At 44.8% G+C, this 18,980-nt stretch carries 18 protein-coding genes; 12 read left to right on the top strand and 6 right to left on the bottom strand.

The window, feature by feature from the left end; all coding sequences use genetic code 11:
- Window positions 1-2 precede the first annotated feature (2 nt).
- From ACQY73_RS01110 to ACQY73_RS01100, 3 genes are all read left to right on the top strand, one after another.
- A complete protein-coding gene (locus ACQY73_RS01110; protein WP_428660268.1) occupies window positions 3-596 on the top strand; it encodes a hypothetical protein in 594 nt (197 codons plus the stop codon).
- A 79-nt stretch (window positions 597-675) separates the two neighbouring features.
- Window positions 676-1,227, top strand: coding sequence for a dihydrofolate reductase family protein (locus ACQY73_RS01105; protein ID WP_428660266.1), 552 nt, complete (start codon window positions 676-678; stop codon window positions 1,225-1,227).
- A 42-nt stretch (window positions 1,228-1,269) separates the two neighbouring features.
- Entirely contained in the window at window positions 1,270-1,692 is a 423-nt protein-coding gene (locus ACQY73_RS01100; protein ID WP_428660263.1) for a DUF1801 domain-containing protein, read from the top strand.
- A gap of 98 nt (window positions 1,693-1,790) precedes the next feature.
- On the opposite strand, the gene ACQY73_RS01095 is transcribed toward ACQY73_RS01100, so the two are convergent.
- The 4 genes from ACQY73_RS01095 to ACQY73_RS01080 form a co-directional block, all read right to left on the bottom strand.
- Window positions 1,791-2,711: a ribonuclease Z gene (locus tag ACQY73_RS01095; protein ID WP_428660260.1), complete on the bottom strand. Its 921-nt coding sequence runs from the start codon at window positions 2,709-2,711 to the stop codon at window positions 1,791-1,793.
- Window positions 2,711-3,139 (bottom strand): STAS domain-containing protein, encoded by a 429-nt coding sequence (locus ACQY73_RS01090; RefSeq protein ID WP_428660257.1) that lies wholly within the window; start codon window positions 3,137-3,139, stop codon window positions 2,711-2,713. Before ACQY73_RS01090 ends, ACQY73_RS01095 begins: the two co-directional genes overlap by 1 nt.
- A 92-nt stretch (window positions 3,140-3,231) precedes the next feature.
- Window positions 3,232-4,179 carry a phosphoribosylaminoimidazolesuccinocarboxamide synthase gene (locus ACQY73_RS01085; RefSeq protein WP_428660254.1) on the bottom strand — a complete coding sequence of 316 codons (948 nt, stop codon included), beginning with the start codon at window positions 4,177-4,179 and terminating at the stop codon, window positions 3,232-3,234.
- Between the two features lie 115 nt (window positions 4,180-4,294).
- Window positions 4,295-4,990: a tetratricopeptide repeat protein gene (locus ACQY73_RS01080; protein WP_428660252.1), complete on the bottom strand. Its 696-nt coding sequence runs from the start codon at window positions 4,988-4,990 to the stop codon at window positions 4,295-4,297.
- A gap of 123 nt (window positions 4,991-5,113) precedes the next feature.
- Between ACQY73_RS01080 and ACQY73_RS01075 the strand changes: the two genes are divergently transcribed.
- The 3 genes from ACQY73_RS01075 to ACQY73_RS01065 all read left to right on the top strand — a co-directional run bounded on the left by ACQY73_RS01075 (window position 5,114) and on the right by ACQY73_RS01065 (window position 11,301).
- Window positions 5,114-7,237, top strand: a complete 2,124-nt coding sequence (locus tag ACQY73_RS01075) for a tetratricopeptide repeat protein (RefSeq protein WP_428660250.1) — start codon at window positions 5,114-5,116, stop codon at window positions 7,235-7,237.
- A gap of 102 nt (window positions 7,238-7,339) precedes the next feature.
- Window positions 7,340-8,854 (top strand): malate:quinone oxidoreductase, encoded by a 1,515-nt coding sequence (locus ACQY73_RS01070; protein WP_428660248.1) that lies wholly within the window; start codon window positions 7,340-7,342, stop codon window positions 8,852-8,854.
- A 41-nt stretch (window positions 8,855-8,895) separates the two neighbouring features.
- Window positions 8,896-11,301 carry an outer membrane beta-barrel protein gene (locus tag ACQY73_RS01065; RefSeq protein ID WP_428660246.1) on the top strand — a complete coding sequence of 802 codons (2,406 nt, stop codon included), beginning with the start codon at window positions 8,896-8,898 and terminating at the stop codon, window positions 11,299-11,301.
- Between the two features lie 84 nt (window positions 11,302-11,385).
- Here the strand turns inward: ACQY73_RS01065 and ACQY73_RS01060 are convergent, their stop codons facing one another.
- Window positions 11,386-12,240: an MBL fold metallo-hydrolase gene (locus ACQY73_RS01060; protein ID WP_428660243.1), complete on the bottom strand. Its 855-nt coding sequence runs from the start codon at window positions 12,238-12,240 to the stop codon at window positions 11,386-11,388.
- A 205-nt stretch (window positions 12,241-12,445) separates the two neighbouring features.
- On the opposite strand from ACQY73_RS01060, the gene ACQY73_RS01055 reads away from it, so the two are divergent.
- Together ACQY73_RS01055 and ACQY73_RS01050 are read left to right on the top strand one after the other, a co-directional pair.
- Window positions 12,446-13,063 carry a hypothetical protein gene (locus tag ACQY73_RS01055; RefSeq protein ID WP_428660240.1) on the top strand — a complete coding sequence of 206 codons (618 nt, stop codon included), beginning with the start codon at window positions 12,446-12,448 and terminating at the stop codon, window positions 13,061-13,063.
- A 30-nt stretch (window positions 13,064-13,093) separates the two neighbouring features.
- Complete coding sequence (locus ACQY73_RS01050) at window positions 13,094-13,552, top strand: nucleoside deaminase (protein WP_428668597.1); 459 nt, start codon at window positions 13,094-13,096, stop codon at window positions 13,550-13,552.
- Between the two features lie 55 nt (window positions 13,553-13,607).
- On the opposite strand, the gene ACQY73_RS01045 is transcribed toward ACQY73_RS01050, so the two are convergent.
- On the bottom strand, window positions 13,608-14,246 hold the full coding sequence (locus ACQY73_RS01045) for an NAD(P)-dependent oxidoreductase (protein ID WP_428660237.1): 639 nt from the start codon (window positions 14,244-14,246) through the stop codon (window positions 13,608-13,610).
- A gap of 224 nt (window positions 14,247-14,470) precedes the next feature.
- On the opposite strand from ACQY73_RS01045, the gene ACQY73_RS01040 reads away from it, so the two are divergent.
- The 4 genes from ACQY73_RS01040 to ACQY73_RS01025 all read left to right on the top strand — a co-directional run bounded on the left by ACQY73_RS01040 (window position 14,471) and on the right by ACQY73_RS01025 (window position 18,978).
- On the top strand, window positions 14,471-15,028 hold the full coding sequence (locus ACQY73_RS01040; protein ID WP_428660235.1) for an AAA family ATPase: 558 nt from the start codon (window positions 14,471-14,473) through the stop codon (window positions 15,026-15,028).
- Window positions 15,009-15,791, top strand: coding sequence for a phytanoyl-CoA dioxygenase family protein (locus tag ACQY73_RS01035; protein ID WP_428660232.1), 783 nt, complete (start codon window positions 15,009-15,011; stop codon window positions 15,789-15,791). Before ACQY73_RS01040 ends, ACQY73_RS01035 begins: the two co-directional genes overlap by 20 nt.
- A 132-nt stretch (window positions 15,792-15,923) precedes the next feature.
- Entirely contained in the window at window positions 15,924-17,663 is a 1,740-nt protein-coding gene (locus tag ACQY73_RS01030; RefSeq protein WP_428660229.1) for a hypothetical protein, read from the top strand.
- 277 nt (window positions 17,664-17,940) lie between these two features.
- Window positions 17,941-18,978: a fatty acid desaturase gene (locus ACQY73_RS01025; protein ID WP_428660226.1), complete on the top strand. Its 1,038-nt coding sequence runs from the start codon at window positions 17,941-17,943 to the stop codon at window positions 18,976-18,978.
- Window positions 18,979-18,980 lie beyond the last annotated feature (2 nt).

Here is an 18,980-nt window from a genome sequence, read left to right as displayed (position 1 = left end):
ATATGCGTTCTGTTTACTTATTCTTTTTTCTGTTTTTTGCTTTTTTTACTTCATCCGCTCAAACCATTTTGAGCGATAAAGAGCTTTTCTTAAAACAAAACCCCCGTTTTCAGACCTACCTTCAAACGGAGGGCAGGTATTTGGTGTTGGATGTATATAGAATGGGGCAGATTCGGCGGCATCGTTTCTATGTCGGGGATGAGTTGGTTTTCACGATCAAAGGGCAACGAAAAAAAATACGGGAGAATATCACCTCTGTTTCCGACAGTTCCTTCACGTACACGGAATTCAATGAAATTCTAAACGAGCATATTCATACGGAGGTGCCGCTGAGTAATGTACGAAAAATCAGGATTTACCGAAGAATTCCGTGGGTAACGCAGGGTGCATACATGCTGCCCTTGGCAGGAGGAATTTTCTTTCTGAGTGATACTTTCCGGTACCGAGGCGGCATGGAATTTCATGTACAGTTTGATCCTAAATCGACTCTGATCGCGGGCGGAATCGCCTCTTTAGGTTTTCTTTGCAAACGCCTCAGTTTTCCGACCTACCATGTTGGAAACCGACATCGTTTGCATGTATTGAGAGTAAAATAACTAACTGGCGGACAGTTCGCAAAACCATTGATAGCAGGATACCGCAACTAATCAAAGAACTGACAATTAAACGCAAAATATGAGAAAGCTAATTGCCGCCATCAATATGACACTTGACGGATTTTGCGACCATACAGCAATAACCCCGGATGAAGAAATTCATCAACATTACGCTGACCTGTTAGCTAACGCAGACGTTATTCTCTATGGAAGGACAACCTATCAGCTGATGCAATTCTGGCAAACGCTCGTAAAAAAACCCTCAGGTGAAAAATCAATGGACGACTTTGCGATGGTAATGGACAAGACTCCAAAAATTGTCTTTTCGCATACATTGAAAAATACAGAATGGGACAGTGCAAAACTGGCCGATCAACCTGTCGAAGAAACGGTTAAAGAATTAAAGCAACAATCGGGCGGCGACATTTTAGTTGGCAGTCGGAGTTTAATCATACAGTTGTTGAAGCTTAATTTGATTGATGAATTCCAACTTTGTATTCACCCTGTCGTTGCAGGAGGCGGTTTGCCATTATTTGAAAATATAAACGACAAAGCTATTTTTAAGCTCATAAAGACTAAGACCTTTAGTGGTGGTGCAGTAACGCTATACTATGAGCTGTCAGGGCAATAAACAACGAACCGCTGACAAAGCTTTGGTAACTCATACTTTTATATGAACGTAGAAGAACAAATCAAACAGTACATTAACAGCCAACCTGAATCAAAACGTACTGATATGGAAACGTTGCACCGGCTCACACTTCAAGTTTTACCGGCATGCAAATTATGGTTTTTAGATGGCAAAGACGATAAAGGTCGAACCGTTTCTAACCCTAATATAGGATATGGAATGCATACCATAAAATATACTGATGGAACAACCAAAGAGTTTTATAAAATTGGTTTGAGCGCAAACAAAACCGGCATCTCTGTCTATATTCTTGGTATTAAGGATAAGACATACTTATCTCAAACGTATGGGGACAAACTAGGCAAAGCGAGTGTGAGCGGATATTGCATTAAGTTCAAAACTCTGCAAGATATAAACGTTGATATACTTGAAGCGGCAATACGCTATGGGGCCTTCAATAAGTAGTGTTAAATCAGGAGAGTTTTTTTTTGGCTTTATTATTCTTTGAAGGGTTGTACAACAGCCACATTTACTTTTTCGCGGTTTCTCAACCCGAAAGCACATTAAGAGTGTTCAATAAAAAACGTTTTTCCTTCTTCCGCAATTTCGGTCGCGGGGAACACCGATTGGGCATCTTCCAGAAAACCACTGAATTCTTTGTAACGCGACGAAAAGTGACCGATCAGTAATTTTTTAACGTTGCTTTTCGCCGCAATGATCCCTGCCTGTGTTGCCGTAGAATGATAACGTTCAAAAGCCTGGACCGCCAATTCGTCCCGAAAAGTAGCTTCGTGATATAACAAATCGGCACCATAAATTACTTCAGGAATGCTTTCAAGGTAGCGCGTATCCGAACAATAGGCATAACTCCGGGGAGGAGGCGCCGGAGTAGTAAAATCCAAACATTTGTACAATACATTGCCTGCTTCATCAATGACATCCTCCCCATCCTTCAACTTCCGAAGGTATTCGTGAGGCATATCGTCAGAAAGTTTTTCTTTGATGAGTTTTCGCTTGAGAGGCTTTTCTTTAAAAAGATAACCGGCACAGGGAATACGGTGATCCAACGGAATGGTTGTTACGGTAAAATAGTGATTTTCAAATACCTGATAACTCAATTCGGTATCGGTTGCCGTAAATTGAATGGGAAAATGGAGAGGGGTATGTGAATATTTAAAATGCATGGTGATGATGTCATCCAACCCGCGCGGTCCGATCAGAAAAAGCTCCTCGGTGCGCCCTCCCAAGTTGAAACTGGAAAGCAATCCGATAAGCCCAAAATAATGGTCACCGTGCAAGTGACTTATAAATACCCCCCGCAAACGACTCGGCCGAATTTTATGTTCGAGCAGTCGATATTGGGTTCCTTCGCCGCAGTCGATGAGATAACATTCGTTTTCGAATGTGAGCAACTGCGCCGAAGGATATCTATTCACTGCAGGCGTGGCAGAGCCTGCCCCCAAAATCATCACCGAAAACTGCATCAGGGTTGTTCGCTCTTAGTAAAGCCATCTTCGCCGAAATCTTCATCGTCGAAGTCGTCGCTTTCGGCGCCGAATTCATTTTCCAAATCATTCATAAAAACCGCATCAATTCCTTCTTCCACCGTTGGCAAAATGGTCACATCACGAATTTTACCTTCAATCAACTGATCAACAAAATCATCGTCGTCAGAAATTAAAACCATCAATCCAAGCTCCCGCGAGCAAAGCATGTTGATTTTTTTCAGTACGCTGATCCCCGCCGCATCAATGGTTTTGGTCGGCGTAAAATCAACGATCAGGTTATGGAAACCTTCACGAAACAAGTCACGGGAAAGGTTCTCTAAATCAGTCGCAAGTGTTCCTTCAAAGTCAGTTTCTTTAACGTTGATAAGAGAATATTGCTCGTGTTTTTGTATGGCGTAATTCATAATGTGGTATAATGGTTAAGAGCTAACAATCAAGAGATCCAAAGATCAGTTTAGGAACGCAGGTATTGGTAACGGTTAACAATCAGCAATTTTTAAATAGTGCGCGAAGTTAATGAACGCAGCACATTTTCTTCAATTCTACTTAAAATATCTTGCGTATTGGCCTTTATAAACGTTTTTCCGGTTACTTTCTCGTACAATTCTATGTAGCGCGCCGAGATCTGTTCCACCCATTCGTCCGACATTTCGGGAACGGTTTGTCCATCTTTGCCCTGAAAACCGTTTGCGATCAACCATTCGCGCACAAATTCTTTTGATAATTGTTTCTGGGGCAATCCATTTCGCTGATTTTCAGCGTACACATCTGCATAAAAATAGCGGGAAGAATCAGGCGTATGGATCTCGTCGATAAGGTATATTTTGCCGCCTGCATAGCCAAATTCATATTTTGTATCTACGAGGATAAGTCCCTGCTCGGCAGCCATTTGGGTGCCCCGGGCAAACAGCGCCAACGCGTATTTTTCCAATTGGATATATTCTGCTTCCGATACAATCCCTCTTTCCAAGATCTGCTCCCGCGAAATATCTTCATCGTGCCCTTCGTGAGCTTTTGTGGTTGGCGTAATAATAGGCGTTGGGAGTTTATCATTTTCTTTCAATCCCTCGGGCAATGTCACCCCGCAAACGCTGCGTTTTCCGGCTTTGTATTCCCGAGCCGAGTGCCCTGCCAAATAACCGCGCACTACCATCTCAACGGGGTACGTTTCACATTTCCTGCCAATACTTACGTTTGGATCAGGCACTTCCAACAGCCAATTGGGCACAATGTCGGCAGTAGCCGTCAGAAAATGAGCCGCTATTTGGTTAAGTACCTGCCCTTTAAATGGAATAGCCCGGGGCAATATGACGTCGAATGCCGAAATACGGTCGCTGGCCACCATTGCCACGGCGTTTTCAAAACTGTAAACATCGCGAACTTTGCCACGGTAAAAACCTGTTTGGCCCGGAAACCGGAAATTGGTTTGGGTAAGTGTTTGCACGGTTGAATTGTTACTATTTATTGAATGGATAAATTCTTTTGAGTTGACTTTCCAAGTTTGTACAATGATAGAGTTGAAAACTTGGAAAGTCTTTTTTGGTAAATTCTTTTAGGTACTACCATTTCCCCTTGCTTTCGTCATCGGGCGTGGGAGAACGGTGTTTTTGTTGTTGTAAATATTGAATTTCCGACGCTTTGAGCGCATCGAGTATCATCATTGCCTGCGCCTCGCTCATTTTTATGTTTTGCAAACGGGTAAGCAATTCTTTTTTTTCTTCTGTTTTCAACACCTCCTGCCCAACTTTAGGCGCAGGAGCGTTTTGCACAGATTGCTCCTTTTTTTGAGGAGCGTTTTTGGGCGGTGTTACGTCGTCGTTACCGCTAAAACGTTTCTTCAAATATTCGTAATTGAATCCGGCGATCTGATTGTCCGGATTTTTCCGAAGTCCTTCTTTAAAATACCGCAATGCTTCTAAGGTATCTTTATCAATGGCCTCAATAACACCCAATTGTGAAAAGGCTCGAGAGGCAATCCAAGGATCATCCACTACTGCCAATCGTTTGTAATAACGCTTTGCATTTTGCAGTTGCGCCAACTGAAAATACGCATGGGCCAAATTCAACCGTGCCGAAGGTTCGGTAAACAACGAGTTGTTGGAAACATTTCGGTAGGCTTCCACCGCTTTATTAAAATCTGCTTCTTTGTACGCTTCCTGAGCTTCCAGTTTGGCACGATTGCTCCTTGAAATAGTGTCGAATGACCGATTATCCCAAATCCACAGAAGAATATATATCAAAAGTGATGGCAGCAAAGTCGTATCGTTAAGGCCTATAGTAACCGGAATTGCAAAGATACGAGTTTTTAAATTTTGGCACAGTTTTGGTGAATTTGGCTATATCGCTTTATTTTGGAATGTTATACAATACCGGTAAATATGTCTAAAGCTAAAAAAGGAACAACGCCAACTCATAAAGCACCTCAGAAACAGAGCATTGCAGGTGAAACACCTTCCCCATCCCCTGTTTTTAAACCTGCCTTAGACCTGCCGCCTACCCACCAAACACCCCCATTGAACGATGAGTTATTTCGTAAAATATTTTGGGGAATTGCATTGGCCCTTCTCATCGGTATGCCTGTTTTGAGTACTCAGTACGGCATCACGGCAGACGAATGGGGAAATAAAGCCTATGGAGAATTATGTCTTGATTATTTTACGAGCCTCGGTCAAAAGAAAGAGGCACTTTCGTACGCACCGCGCGGTGGGGAAGTAATGTATTGTTATGGCCCTACCCTCGACCTCATATCGGCCGCCGTTTATCGTACCACCGGCGCTGACCCGTACACCGTCCGTCACATTATGCTTTCGCTGATGGGCGTCCTGATCATTGTTTTCAGCGGATTAACGGGGCGCGTGGCAGGCGGCAATTGGCGAGTTGGCCTGATTGCGCTGGTGTTTGCGTTGTTCTCTCCCCGCATCTTTGGGGATTCCATGAACAACCCCAAAGACATTACCTTTGCTGCCGGCTATATTGTGACCATTTGCTTTCTGATCAAGTATTTACAGGAACTTCCCCGTCCTACTTGGCGCTCTACGCTGCTGTTGATTGTCGGCATCGGCATTGGCTTGGGCAGCCGCGCGCCGGGCTTGGCGTTGGTGGGATATGTTCCCTTTTTTGTGTTGATGGAAGTATTTGTTCGAACCGGATTACGCAAAACTATTTTCAGCGATAAACAATTGGTCCGTGATGTAGCACTTAAAACCACCGCTGCAACATTGGGCGGTTACACCCTTGGAATTGCGTTCTGGCCTTTTGCCTTAGCCAATCCGCTCAAAAATCCGTTGGTGGCACTCCAAACATTGACCAACTTTCCGATAAGTATCAAAACGCTTTTCGACGGCACCAAAATTTATTCAACCTCATTGCCGTGGTACTATGTGCCTAAGTACATGATGGTTTCTACGCCGTTATATTTCCTGTTGGGTTTATTGGTTTTTGTGTTGATTTTTCCGTTTGTCCGCAAGCAATTCAACCGCCGCTATTTGCTGATTGTTCTTTTTGTGGGTGTTTTCCCGCTGATCTACGGAATTTCTAAAAACTCTGCGTTTTACAACGGTTGGCGTCATACTACGTTTATTTACCCCCCGCTGGTAGTGCTTTCAGCGATTGGCGTTGAATACCTGTTACGCCGTTTTTCGGGTGTTGGTCAAAAGATATTTTTGGCAATCATCGCCTTGTTAGTTGCTCTTCCTCTATGGTTTATGGTCAAAAACCATCCTTATCAATACACCTATTACAATGAATTGACCGGAGGCGTAAAAGGTGCTTTCGGTAAATACGAGACCGATTATTTCGGCACAAGCACGCGTGAAATTGCCGACTGGATGAAGCAAAACATTCCCAATATCCAAAAAGACAGCGTCATTATTGCGAGTGATTATTACATTCCCCTCAAAGATTATTTTACTGATTATCCCAAGATCAAAATGGCGTATCGTCGCTATTATCAACGCTCCGAACACGATTGGGATTATGCCGTCTTTTTAACCGGACACCTCACGCCCAGCCATTTCCGCAATCCAAACGTATTTCCACCGGCCGGTACAATCCATAAAATAGAAGTAAACGGTGCACCCATCGGCGTCATTGTGAAACGCATTTCCCGAGATGATTTCATCGGAATATCCCGTATTAAAGAAGGGAAAATTGAGGAGTCTATTCCGTATTTGGAAAAAGCCAAGCAATTAGACCCCAACAATGAAGTTGTCAGGTTGTATTTGGCGAACGCTTACATCAACGTGGGCAGATTCCAGGAAGCATTGCAGGAATGTCAAAAGGCACTGGAGATTTTTCCTGATTATCTGGGTGCCATGACAACGATGGCTATCGCATACATTAATCTCAACCAGAGCGACAACGCCATTTTTATGTTGAGCGAAGTGCTGTCGCAAGACCCCTCCAACCGCGACGCGGCCCAATACCTCGCCATGGCTTACGAACGTAAAGGAGACGTGGCAAGTGCCAATCAGATCCGGGCACAATTGCAGCAGAGGCAATAGTCTCAGAAGCGAGAAGTCTGAAATTTGACCTCATAAGGTCATATGTCTATAGAAAATAAAATAATCATTCCATTGACCTCCGCGAGGTCACACGTTTATAAAATGCTTAGCCACGACAACAATGCTTCGGTAGATTGTGATGTAGTTTTGATCGGTGCAGGTGTGATGAGCGCCACATTAGCCGTATTTTTGAAAGAACTCCAACCCGATCTGAAAATTGAAATATTTGAACGCCTCGACCGTGTAGCCGGAGAAAGTTCGGATGCCTGGAACAACGCCGGAACGGGCCACTCGGCCCTGTGTGAATTGAACTATACGCCGCAACGGGAAGATGGCAGCGTTGATATTTCCAAAGCCCTGAAGATCATTGAATCATTTGAGGTCTCTAAACAATTTTGGGCGTATTTGATGGGTGATGGCTATTTTAGTAGCCCAAAATCATTTATCAACAGTATTCCTCACATGAGTTTTGTGTGGGGAGATGAAGATGTAGCCTTTTTACAAAAGAGATACGAAGCGTTGCAAAAGAACCATTTGTTTCAGGGAATGGAATTCAGTGATGAATTTGAGACCCTGAAAACGTGGATGCCGTTGGTCATGCAGCATCGTAAAGAGAACCAAAAGCTTGCCGCCACACGCATTGAATTAGGAACTGACGTCAACTTTGGGGAGCTTACACGTTGTTTATTTAACCACTTGAAAGAAGGCCACGAAATAGACGTTTTTCTGAATCATGAAGTAACATCTTTGGAGCAGGACGACGAAAAATACTGGCTCGTAAAAGTGGAAGACGAAGCCAACAACGAGAAAAAAGAGATACGCGCCAAATTTGTGTTTATCGGGGCCGGTGGCGGTTCGTTACGCCTGTTGGAAAAATCGGATGTGAAAGAAGGAGACGGTTTTGGCGGTTTTCCCGTGAGCGGACAATGGTTGGTTTGTAAAAATGAAGAACTCATTGCGCAACACCACGCCAAAGTCTACGGCAAAGCCAAAGTAGGCGCGCCGCCCATGTCGGTTCCTCACTTGGATACGCGCGTGATTGAAGGCAAAAAAGAACTCCTTTTCGGGCCTTTTGCGGGTTTTTCAACCAAGTTTTTGAAAGAAGGTTCTTACCTGGATCTGCCGTTTTCCATTACCACCGACAACATCTTGCCCATGCTCAGTGCGGGCATTCATAATTTGCCGTTGACGAAGTACCTGATCGAACAGGTCATGCTGAGTTTTGACGATAAAATAGATGAATTGCGGGAATTTATTCCCAACGCCAAAGCAAGTGACTGGGAATTGGCCATTGCCGGCCAACGTGTGCAGGTCATTAAGAAAGACGAGGAAGAGGGCGGAACGCTCGAATTCGGCACCGAAGTAGTTGCTTCGGCAGACGGTACGCTGGCGGCTTTGTTGGGCGCATCGCCGGGAGCTTCTACTTCCGTTTCCATCATGCTTGAACTCATGCAGAAATGTTTTAAAGACCAAATGAATTCAGAAGCATGGGCCGGTAAACTCAAAGAAATGATTCCATCCTATGGAAAGCATTTGGCCGACGATCCTGAACTCACGCGTCGCATCAGAACATGGACACACAACACATTACAATTAAACCCCATTGATACCGTTTGAAAAATTAACAACGTTTGACTATAAGTACTTTAACAGCCAATATGAAAATCTCCCGTTTGCACTTCATCCTTTTTATTTGTTTCGTTCTGACTCATTCAGCTTTCTCACAAACCCTTACGATTCGATTAACAGATACGTCCAATAATCCCGTCATAGGCGCAACGCTGCGACTGACCGAGCGCGCCGACTCTACCAAGAGGCTGTTCAACGTAGCCGACACGTCGGGCTTGGCTAAATTCAGCATCAAATCTGAAAAGCAATACCTTTTGGAAGCTACTTCGATCGGGTTTAAAACGCTGCGCAAAAGCCTCTCTCCTACCGGCGGCTCAAATGCTTTTACATTTGTTATGGAAGCCGACAAACGCACGTTGAATGAGGTGGTGGTCACTGCCCCAAAGCCGTTGATGTTGCAGGAAGACGATAAAACCATTGTCGATCCGGAGCCTCTTGCGGCCACGAGCACTAACGCCATGGAAATTCTGGAAAAAATTCCGGGATTGTTTGTAGATCAGGACGGAAATGTATACCTCAACAGCTCTACGACCGCAACCATCTACATCAACGGGCGGGAACAAAAGATGAGTACCGCCGATATTGCTTCTATTTTGAAGAATCTTCCTCCCGGGAGCATTTCAAGAATTGAAATCCTGCGCACTCCTTCGGCCAAATTTGATGCGAGCGGGAGCGGCGGTGTGGTCAATGTAATTCTCAAAAAAGGCGTAAAAATTGGAATAACGGGCAGTCTTACTGCAGGTATGAATCAAGGTCGTTACGGCAATCAGTTCATCGGGGGTACGATCAATAACAACAATGGCCGCCAAACTTCGTACCTGACGCTCAATTATAATCGTCGAAATACCTACGATCAGGTACAAACCGACCGGCCGTTTTCTGCCGATTCGTTGCTGAGCCAACGGTCATTCACAACCACTCCGAGCCAAACCTATTACAGCGGTTTTGGATTTGGTTTTACGCCCAACAAAAAGTGGGACATCAATTTTGACGACCGCGTTACTTTTAATAATTATCAGTCTTTTGCCGACAACCAAAATCAGATCAGTCGCATCAGCGAACCCATTATTTTTACTGAAAACACCAATACGCTTCAGAACAAAACCACCGCTTTTGCTTTCAATCAGGACATTTCGGCCAAATACAAATTGGATTCGATCGGTTCAGAACTTACAGCTGATGTTACCTACAGTTTTTCAAAAAGCGACGGTACACAAGTCTTTAATACCACTTACCTGAAACCCATCAGGAACCCCATCGGTGGCGATGGCACCATTGGCAACCAACGCCATTCGTTTTCTGCCCGTACTGATTTAAAATTTCAGTTACCCAATAAATTGGTACTGGAAACCGGTCTGAAAACCTCCCTACAGCGTTTTACTAACGAAACACAATATTTTAGCAAAGTAGGAGCCGTTCGCAAACCTGACACCTTCCGAACCCGTTCGTTTGAATACGACGAAAATATCAGCGCAGCCTACGTGCAAGCTTCGAAAACCTTCAATGCGTTTATTCTTAAATTTGGAACACGCCTTGAAAGCACCATCATGAATGGTCATCAGCGCAGCCCCGGCGATACGTCATTTCATATTCGGCGCATCGACCTGTTTCCTTATGTGTACCTCAGTCGGGGTATTACCAAGATCGCAGGCTATGAATTGCGAGGGTATTTGGTGTATCGCCGCTCCATTACGCGGCCCGTATACGAATACCTGAATCCTTTTCCGCGTTATCTCGACCAATATTTGTACGAGACCGGAAATCCGACACTTCGCCCGCAGTTTACGCAGAACATTGAAGCTAACATCAGCGTGCAGGATCGCCCGATCTTTGCCATCGGTCGCAATTATACGAGCGATATTTTTACGAATGTGGTGTATCAGGATGTCAAAAATCCGAGCCTTGCCTACCGCACTTACGACAATTTAGGCAAAAATCAGGAAACCTATTTTCGTTTGATGGGTGCCATTCCACCGGGCGGAAAATACTTCTTTGTGGTAGGGACGCAATACAATCACAACAAATACGATGGCCTGTATGAAGGCAAACCGCTGACGTTTCAGCGCGGCTCATGGTCAATCTTTACTTTCCATCAACTCAAAATTGACGCCCGTTCCACCCTTAGTCTCAATGGTTATCTTCGTTTGAAAGGTCAATTGCAGTTTTATGAATTGAGCAATTTCGGAGCGTTGAATATCAACGTTAACCGTCGTTTCTTCGAACGTAAACTCACTGTGACACTCTCCGCCAACGATGTTTTCTTTACGTCCAACAATCAATTTACGTTAAAACAAGGCAGCGTTTCTGCGTCAGGCATGCGCCAAAGCGATACACGCCGCTTTGGTTTCAATCTGGTCTATAACTTCGGTATTCGCAAAAAAGAAGAAAAAAACAACATGATGAATTTCGAGAGTCTGGAAAAAAGTGTGAATTAGCAGTCGCTTGCGTCCCGCGAGTGACGACTATTAACAGGCCTCCGGCCTCATTTGAATGGTAGGCCGGAGGCCTAATGATAATCGTCACTCGCGGGACGCAAGCGACTGCCCTTCACCGATTTTCAAAATACGGTAAGGCGTCCCGTACTGCTTTGCATATTTCTCAAACTCGTGCGGATCTTCGGTATTGAAGGTAAACAGATCATAATGGTGCGGGATGACGAGTTTTGCGCCGATCTCTACGCCCAAACGAGCGGCTTCTTCGGCAGAAAGGTTTCCTGCCACGCGGCGTTCGGGCTTATTGCCGTTGATGGGCAAAAAAGCCACATCAACCGCGAAAGGCTTTAATACCTCCACCATGCCATCGTACCAAAGTGTATCCCCTGAATGATAGACGCGATAACCGCCGAACTCAGCCACAAACCCCATATATTTACAACGTCCCTGTGCATCGCGTTCCAACGCATTGTGCGCGGCGGGTACGCCGTACAGTTTAAAACCGGCAACTTCCATACTTTGCCCGTCATTAAGGCCAATCGGAAAAGTTTCGGGGCATTTCAGCCGCTCGCAAACAAAAGCGCGATTGGCTTCGGGAATCACAAATTGAATGGCAGGATTGGCCGCAAACAACGGCCCTAATGTTTCTGCATCCAAATGGTCGGTATGATTATGGGAAGAAGTCACTACATTGATCATATCCAAACGGGCGGGGTTAATCACCAACTCGCTCATGCGGGTATGCGGCTTATCGGTCGCTGCGTATTTGATCGTCAGTGAATCAGATAAATAAGGGTCAAAGAGCAGATATTTCCCTTTCCATTGAATCAGAAAGCCACTTTGACCTAGCCACCAAATCCGAAAACCTTCGGTCAATGGGGCGTATTTTTTAATGTCCTTGAGAAGGTCTTCGTCTTTTTGAAAGGCAGAAATCAGCGTCATTTTTAATAATCAATTTAAATTTTAACTATCACGCAAAGGTGCTAAGATACTTCTCCTTGCGACTCTGCGGCTTTGCGTGAATATTTTGTCGTCTTACTTAGTATCAAGTCATTTTGTTAAAAAATCATAACATACGTTAAAAAGATAGTTAGGGCCATAACCTAAGGCTAGTTTTGCAAAGTTTATAACCTCAATCAAATGCCGTATGAAATATATCTTCTTTTTCTGTCTGATTTCTCTTCATGTAATAGGCCAAACTCCCGCCGTTCCTTTTGATGCCCACACGTGGGTTCCTCCGTATCAGCTTACCATTCCCGATCAATGGGGCGTAGAGCGCATCGCTTTTCCCATCGAATTTGCGCCGGAAATCCCTTACAAAGGAACGGAAGATCTGCGTTTTGCCCCCGGGTGGGCTAAACCTGAAAGCGATGACTATTGGTCTTATACTTTCCTTTGGTGGTTGGAAGGGTCGCCGACCATCGATGCAACCACTTTACAGGAAAACCTAAAAGCGTATTATTCAGGACTTGTAGGGAGAAATATCTCCGGCAGGAATATTCCTGCTGACAAAGTGATTCCAACAAATGCGGTTATTAAGAAAATAAAAGCTACGGCCAATGGTGAAACAGCCTATGTCGGCACCATCCGTATGTTGGATTATATGGCACAACGTCCCATGACTTTACAATGTTCGATTACTATCAAACCTTGTAAGGATCAAAACCGAACCGCGGTTTTTGTTGCATTATCTCCTAAATTGCCAAACCATCCGATTTGGAAGGAGCTAACTAACATCAAGGATAGCTTTAAGTGCTCAAAATAGCCCGGCGATTCCTTATTGATAACTACTTTTATGCCGGTCAGCAGTACCTTTTCCAATGAGCACGAATTTTTCATGGCTCGATGCATTGAACTTGCACTTATTGCCAAACAACGCGGCGATGCTGCCGTAGGCTCAGTACTGGTATTGAAAGGAAAAATCATTGCCGAAGGCATTGAAGGTGGCAAAACCTACCAAGACATCACCTGCCACGCAGAAATGGAGGCGATCAGACACGCCCGACTGCTGTTAAAAACCCATATTCTGTCGGAATGCATCCTGTATACCACACACGAACCCTGCATCATGTGTTCTTACGCCATCCGCCATTCTCAAATAAAGACGATTGTCATGGCCTTGACGACAGGCAACATCGGCGGGATGAGTTCACAGTATCCTTTGCTTTTAGATACCTCTATCGAAAAATGGGGAAACCCACCTACGTTAGTCACCGGAATTTTGGAAGACGAATGCAGAAACTTAAAAAGTTAATTCAAGTTGCGCTTAACTGAGTGAGGCAACTTGAATTAACCTACCATTTAACTAACTACCCATTGGCAATAAAGGGCGCTTTTTTCCAAAAAGCGGTATCAGCAATTTGCCCAATAAGAAAATCCGCCAAGTCCGTTGTGCTGATCAAGTCACCCAAACAATCGTACAAATCGACTTTTACGGTGTGTCTTTCGTCTGATTCTTCGATCATGGGAACCCGTACCAATGTCCAGTTCAACTCACTTTTTGCTAAAAGTTCGTATTCCGCCTGCCGATTGGCCACAAAGGTCGGAAAATTGGTTCGCATCCATTCCGTCTTCATTTTTGTGGTTTCACTCTTTTGATCACTCGGCAGATCAACGTTCAATCCTGTTACCAAAATGTATCTTTGAATACTATTCTCACGCATGGCCTGAATGACATTGGACGTCACCTGCGTTGCTATCGGAACAGGTTCTCCTTTGGTTTGTCCGGACGTACTGAGCACAGCATCGCAACCTTTGACCAATGCGCGAATGGTTTCAATGTCTCTGGCATCGCCTTTAATGATCTCTATGAGCGGGTTTTTAAGCGTAAACGTTTCCGGGTTTCGAAGAAGAATTTTGATCGGGAATTTTTGAATCAGCAATTGTTTGACCAAATATTTCCCTGCTTTCCCGGTGCCGCCAATGACGGCTATTTTTGATTGTTTCATTGTTCTCTTTGTTAACGATAAAAAAACGATTTCTGGCGGTGTTGAAAAACATCGCAATTACAAAAGCTTTGTGCTTTTGACGGAACGTTTTGATATGTCAGCAAGAGAGTTTAATGCGATAAAAATAGCGATATAATTCAAAAAGTCAATAAAATGCCTCAAATTCATTAGAATGATCTCTTTTTTGGCTTTATCTGAATGCTGAATCAGTACAACAGAATACCATGAAAATTCACATTTTTGGCGCTTCCGGCAGTGGCGTAACTACCTTGGGGCAAATACTTTCCAAACAACTTGCTCTCCCCTATTTTGACAGCGATGATTTTTTTTGGACAAAAACAGAACCGCCTTATCTCATAAAAAGAGAACCGGAAGTAAGGAATCAATTGCTGAAAAGCCAGCTTGAAAGCCATGATAATTGGATCTTGGGTGGTTCTGTTCTTAAATGGGGTGAAATTGAACTATCGCCTTTTGACTTGGCGGTGTTTTTATATATCCCTCACGAAATCCGAATGGAGCGACTCAAAAACCGCGAATTCGGGCGTTATGGAAGCGTTATTTATGAAGACAAAGAAAGGAATAAACAATATACCGCATTTATAGAATGGGCTTCGGGCTACGACGACAACAGCACGGACGGTCGTAATTTGGCGGCGCATGAATCCTGGATTCAAACCTTATCCTGTCCGCTGTTGGAATTACGAGGCGATTTTTCCGTAGCGGAAAGAGTTAATGTAATTCTCACCAAACTGGAAGAATTAAATGACAAAGCTACTTACTGACCGCCAAATCCTGCAATTCATTTCGGATGGATACATAAAACTGGAAAACGCGTTTCCGCAGGAAGTGGCGGAAGAAGGCCGCGCTATTTTGTGGAAAGACACCGGCTGCGTACCTGATGACCCAACAACGTGGATTCATCCTGTGATTCGACTGGGGAATTATGCACAGGAACCGTTTCAAAAAGCCGCCAATACTGCCATTCTTCATGCAGCTTTCGATCAATTAGTGGGTAAAGGTCAATGGCTTCCCTGCAACAGTCTTGGAACATTTCCGGTACGGTTTCCGAGCAGAGAAGATCCGGGCGATGCGGGTTGGCACGTAGATGCGAGTTTTCCGGGAGACGACCCTACAGATTATTTCAGTTGGCGCATCAATATCAATTCGAAAGGGCGGGCACTGCTCATGCTTTTTCTATTTTCCGATGTGAGTGATACAGACGCTCCTACGCGAATTCGGGTAGGTTCACACATAGACGTTGCCCGAATGTTAGCGCCGGCCGGTGACGCCGGAATGTCTTTTATGGAACTGGCGCAGCAACTGGACCAAACCAATCAACGACGCGAAGTATTGGCTACCGGTAAGGCAGGCACGGTGTATCTTTGCCATCCTTTTTTGGCCCATGCCGCTCAGCCTCACCACGGCACCACACCTCGTTTTATGGCCCAACCTCCCCTATTGTCTGCCGAGCCGTTTCAACGCTATCGTCACGACGGCAATTACTCTCCCGTTGAAATTGCCATTCGATTGGGAATCGGTATTTAAATCAACTATCAGTGGCTCGGTCATAAATCATTCTTATCTTTAAGAGGTTTTTGTTCGAATAACAGCAAGCTTTTCTTTTCATCGACAAAGGGCGACAGACGGCCCATCCACCTTTTACTCTTTACCTGAACAATGATGATACAACGGCTTCACTCTCAACAATTAGTACTGTGGGCATTGTTCATAGGACTGGCAACTGCCTGTCAACCCCGCCGGGAAACTGCCTATACGCAAACCACCGCTCAGATTATTTGCCGGACTCAGCCAACCGACAAAGCCTGGTATACCTCCGGGGCGAAAGCGGTATTGTATGACAGTCTGGGAGATTTGAATTTTCCGATCACGACGAAGAACCAACAGGTTCAACAGTATTTTAATCAAGGACTTATGTTGGCCGTTGGCTTCAATCACGCAGAAGCTGCCCGCTCGTTTTATGAAGCCATTCGATTGGACTCAACCTGCGCCATGGCTCATTGGGGTTTTAGCTACGTTCTCGGACCTAACTATAACGCAGGGATGGAACCCGATAATTACGAGCGAGCCTACGCTGCCGTTCAGCGGGCAATTCAATTATCGGCAAATTGTACCGACAAAGAAAAAGCCCTGATCAATGCCTTGGCAAAACGTTATCCGGCAAAGCCCGTCGCAGACCGCAGACCTTATGATGAGGCGTATTCGAAATCCATCCGTCAGGTACACGAACAATTTCCGGACGATGCTGACATCGCGGCATTCTACGCCGAATCGCTGATGGACCTGCATCCGTGGGATTTATGGGAGCATGACGGTCGCCCAAAACCGTGGACGCCCGACATCGTCGCGACGCTGGAAAAATTACTTGAACGCAACCCCAACCATATCGCCCTTAACCATTATTACATTCACGCCGTAGAAGCGTCCCGAACACCCGAACGAGGGCTAAGGAGTGCGGCTATCCTCGGAAAGGTAGCCCCCCGGGCCAGTCATTTGGTACACATGCCCTCGCACATTTATATTCGAACCGGTCACTATCATGAAGGCTCGCTAAGTAATTGGGCGGCGGTTAAGGTTGACAGCTTATACCTAATGGGAAGCCATGCCGAGGGGGCTTTTCCGTTGTATTATTTTCCCCATAATTACCATTTATTGGTAGCAACAGCCACGCTTGAAGGCAACTACCAATGGGCTATGATGTCGGCGCGGCAAGTTGCCCAAAACACCCATAAAAAGTTGATGGCTGACGATGCCTGGGCCTCGCTTCAACATTACTATACCATTCCCTATCATGTGGCTGTTAAGTTTGCCAAATGGGATGAGTTACTTGAGATGTGCCGGGCCGATACGGTCCGCTTGAAATATCCGACGGCTGTTCGTCACTATGCCCGCGGGATGGCCTTGGTTGGCAAACATCGCCCGGCGGAAGCTGAATCGGAATTGCGGCAACTCGAAAAACTGACGACCGACCCGGCCATTGTTCCCTTGACCATTGCCGGCATCAATCCTATGATTTCAATTCTGGAAATCGCCCATCGGGTGCTGAAAGCCGAAATTTTGGTGGAGCAGGGAGATATATCTTCCGGTATCAAATTGCTTCGGGAAGCAGTCGTTTTGGAAGACAAACTGAATTACCAGGAACCTCCTGATTGGTTCTTTTCGGTACGCCATACGTTAGGCAATACCCTCTTAAAAGCCAAACGTTACGTTGAAGCGGAAGCAATATTCGCGGAAGATCTAACCGTATTTCCACGTAATGGCTGGGCATTAGCCGGTCTTTATGAGGCACAACAGCATCAGGGTTTGGCGGAAAAAGCGAAGCAAACGAAGGTTTTATTGAATGAAGCCCAAAAATGGGCCGACAATGATTTGAAGGTAAGAGCAATTAACGGCATATAGGTTCGTTTTTAAAGGCAGATCTTCGGTCAAAGTAAAGCCGGAAACAGCTGCTGCCAACCGGCCGCAAAATTGATTTTATGATACACCGAAAAAATTGTATTTTTGACTGATTATGTCGTAATTTCATAATAATCTCAAAAAACGCTGCTTTTTATAATTTGCCATTATCAGACGTCTTGTAAATAGGGATCATTAGCCTTTTTTGTAAAACTGATGAATCAAACTGTGTGGAGGAGTCAGTTATAAAAATGAATTGTTACCTTAATAAAGATATCGTATGGCATTTATAGACCATGTATTACAGGTTCCTTCCTATGGATGGAAAGACGAAACAGGCAAGTTGATCAAGCCCGGCATAAACCAAATTTTCAGCGAATTTTTTTCCCGATTGAATGTCTTCAAAGACCGCAAAAATTGGTTGCCCTTAATGAGTTGGTTAAAAGTGTTGTGCATGGTTCCATTCCTGTTGCTCTTTATCGTTACGTTTTTCAGTCTGCCCCTGCTCGTCGCAGCCTTCGTGTACAGCATGCTCATCATGGGAACGCACGGGACGATCTGGCACCACAGGTATTGTACTCATCGAGCATATAAGTTCCGGAACAAATTCTGGCGTTTTGTAACGCAAAACCTGACTATCAGCATGATACCTGAAGAAATCTACGTAATTTCTCATCACGTTCATCATGCAAAATCGGACCAACCGGGCGACCCCTATAATGCACAGGCCGGATTTCTATACTGCTTTTTGGCGGACGTCAACCATCAGCCCATTGCAAAAGACCTTAGTGAAGCAGATTATAATCGCGTAAAACTGTTGATGAAGCATACCGGTATCACGGCTAATACCTACCCGCAATATCAAAAATGGGGTTCATACGTAAATCCTCTGCGGGCGTTGGCAACCTGGGCACTTAACTGGTCCTTTTGGTTCCTTGCATTTTATTTAATCGGTGGTTTTCCGCTGGTTTGCTGCCTGTTCGGAGCTGCGGGTTTTTGGGCCGTAGGAGTTCGCACTTTTAATTATGAAGGGCATGGCAAAGGAGAAAATGTGCAGGTTACCGGAGTGGATTTTAACACTAAGGATAATTCTGTCAACCAAATCTGGCCCGGGCTTGTTGCCGGTGAATGGCACAATAATCACCATCTGTTCCCAAAAAGTGCGCGCAGCGGCTTTAAGCCCTACCAGATCGATTTGGCTTGGTATTATATTAAATTTATGAGTATGATGGGGGCCGTTTCCAGTTACAGAGATTCAAAAAAAGATTTTTTAGAGCAATACCATTTGCCATATCTGGAAAGTAAACGAAAGGTTTAATT

The organism is Runella sp. (genome assembly GCF_965279615.1).
GTDB lineage: Bacteria > Bacteroidota > Bacteroidia > Cytophagales > Spirosomataceae > Runella.
The sequence above is the reverse complement of the archived record's forward strand: the minus strand, read 5'-3'. Positions and strand labels throughout refer to the sequence as shown.

What these genes read in the sequence shown, in the direction of transcription:
- ACQY73_RS01110 (WP_428660268.1), top strand. Translation starts at nt 3, where the DNA reads ATGCGTTCTGTTTACTTATTCTTTTTTCTGTTTTTTGCTTTTTTTACT.
- ACQY73_RS01105 (WP_428660266.1), top strand. Translation starts at nt 676, where the DNA reads ATGAGAAAGCTAATTGCCGCCATCAATATGACACTTGACGGATTTTGC.
- ACQY73_RS01100 (WP_428660263.1), top strand. Translation starts at nt 1,270, where the DNA reads ATGAACGTAGAAGAACAAATCAAACAGTACATTAACAGCCAACCTGAA.
- ACQY73_RS01095 (WP_428660260.1), bottom strand. Translation starts at nt 2,711, where the DNA reads ATGCAGTTTTCGGTGATGATTTTGGGGGCAGGCTCTGCCACGCCTGCA.
- ACQY73_RS01090 (WP_428660257.1), bottom strand. Translation starts at nt 3,139, where the DNA reads ATGAATTACGCCATACAAAAACACGAGCAATATTCTCTTATCAACGTT.
- ACQY73_RS01075 (WP_428660250.1), top strand. Translation starts at nt 5,114, where the DNA reads ATGTCTAAAGCTAAAAAAGGAACAACGCCAACTCATAAAGCACCTCAG.
- ACQY73_RS01070 (WP_428660248.1), top strand. Translation starts at nt 7,340, where the DNA reads ATGCTTAGCCACGACAACAATGCTTCGGTAGATTGTGATGTAGTTTTG.
- ACQY73_RS01065 (WP_428660246.1), top strand. Translation starts at nt 8,896, where the DNA reads ATGAAAATCTCCCGTTTGCACTTCATCCTTTTTATTTGTTTCGTTCTG.
- ACQY73_RS01060 (WP_428660243.1), bottom strand. Translation starts at nt 12,240, where the DNA reads ATGACGCTGATTTCTGCCTTTCAAAAAGACGAAGACCTTCTCAAGGAC.
- ACQY73_RS01055 (WP_428660240.1), top strand. Translation starts at nt 12,446, where the DNA reads ATGAAATATATCTTCTTTTTCTGTCTGATTTCTCTTCATGTAATAGGC.
- ACQY73_RS01050 (WP_428668597.1), top strand. Translation starts at nt 13,094, where the DNA reads ATGCCGGTCAGCAGTACCTTTTCCAATGAGCACGAATTTTTCATGGCT.
- ACQY73_RS01045 (WP_428660237.1), bottom strand. Translation starts at nt 14,246, where the DNA reads ATGAAACAATCAAAAATAGCCGTCATTGGCGGCACCGGGAAAGCAGGG.
- ACQY73_RS01040 (WP_428660235.1), top strand. Translation starts at nt 14,471, where the DNA reads ATGAAAATTCACATTTTTGGCGCTTCCGGCAGTGGCGTAACTACCTTG.
- ACQY73_RS01035 (WP_428660232.1), top strand. Translation starts at nt 15,009, where the DNA reads ATGACAAAGCTACTTACTGACCGCCAAATCCTGCAATTCATTTCGGAT.
- ACQY73_RS01030 (WP_428660229.1), top strand. Translation starts at nt 15,924, where the DNA reads ATGATGATACAACGGCTTCACTCTCAACAATTAGTACTGTGGGCATTG.
- ACQY73_RS01025 (WP_428660226.1), top strand. Translation starts at nt 17,941, where the DNA reads ATGGCATTTATAGACCATGTATTACAGGTTCCTTCCTATGGATGGAAA.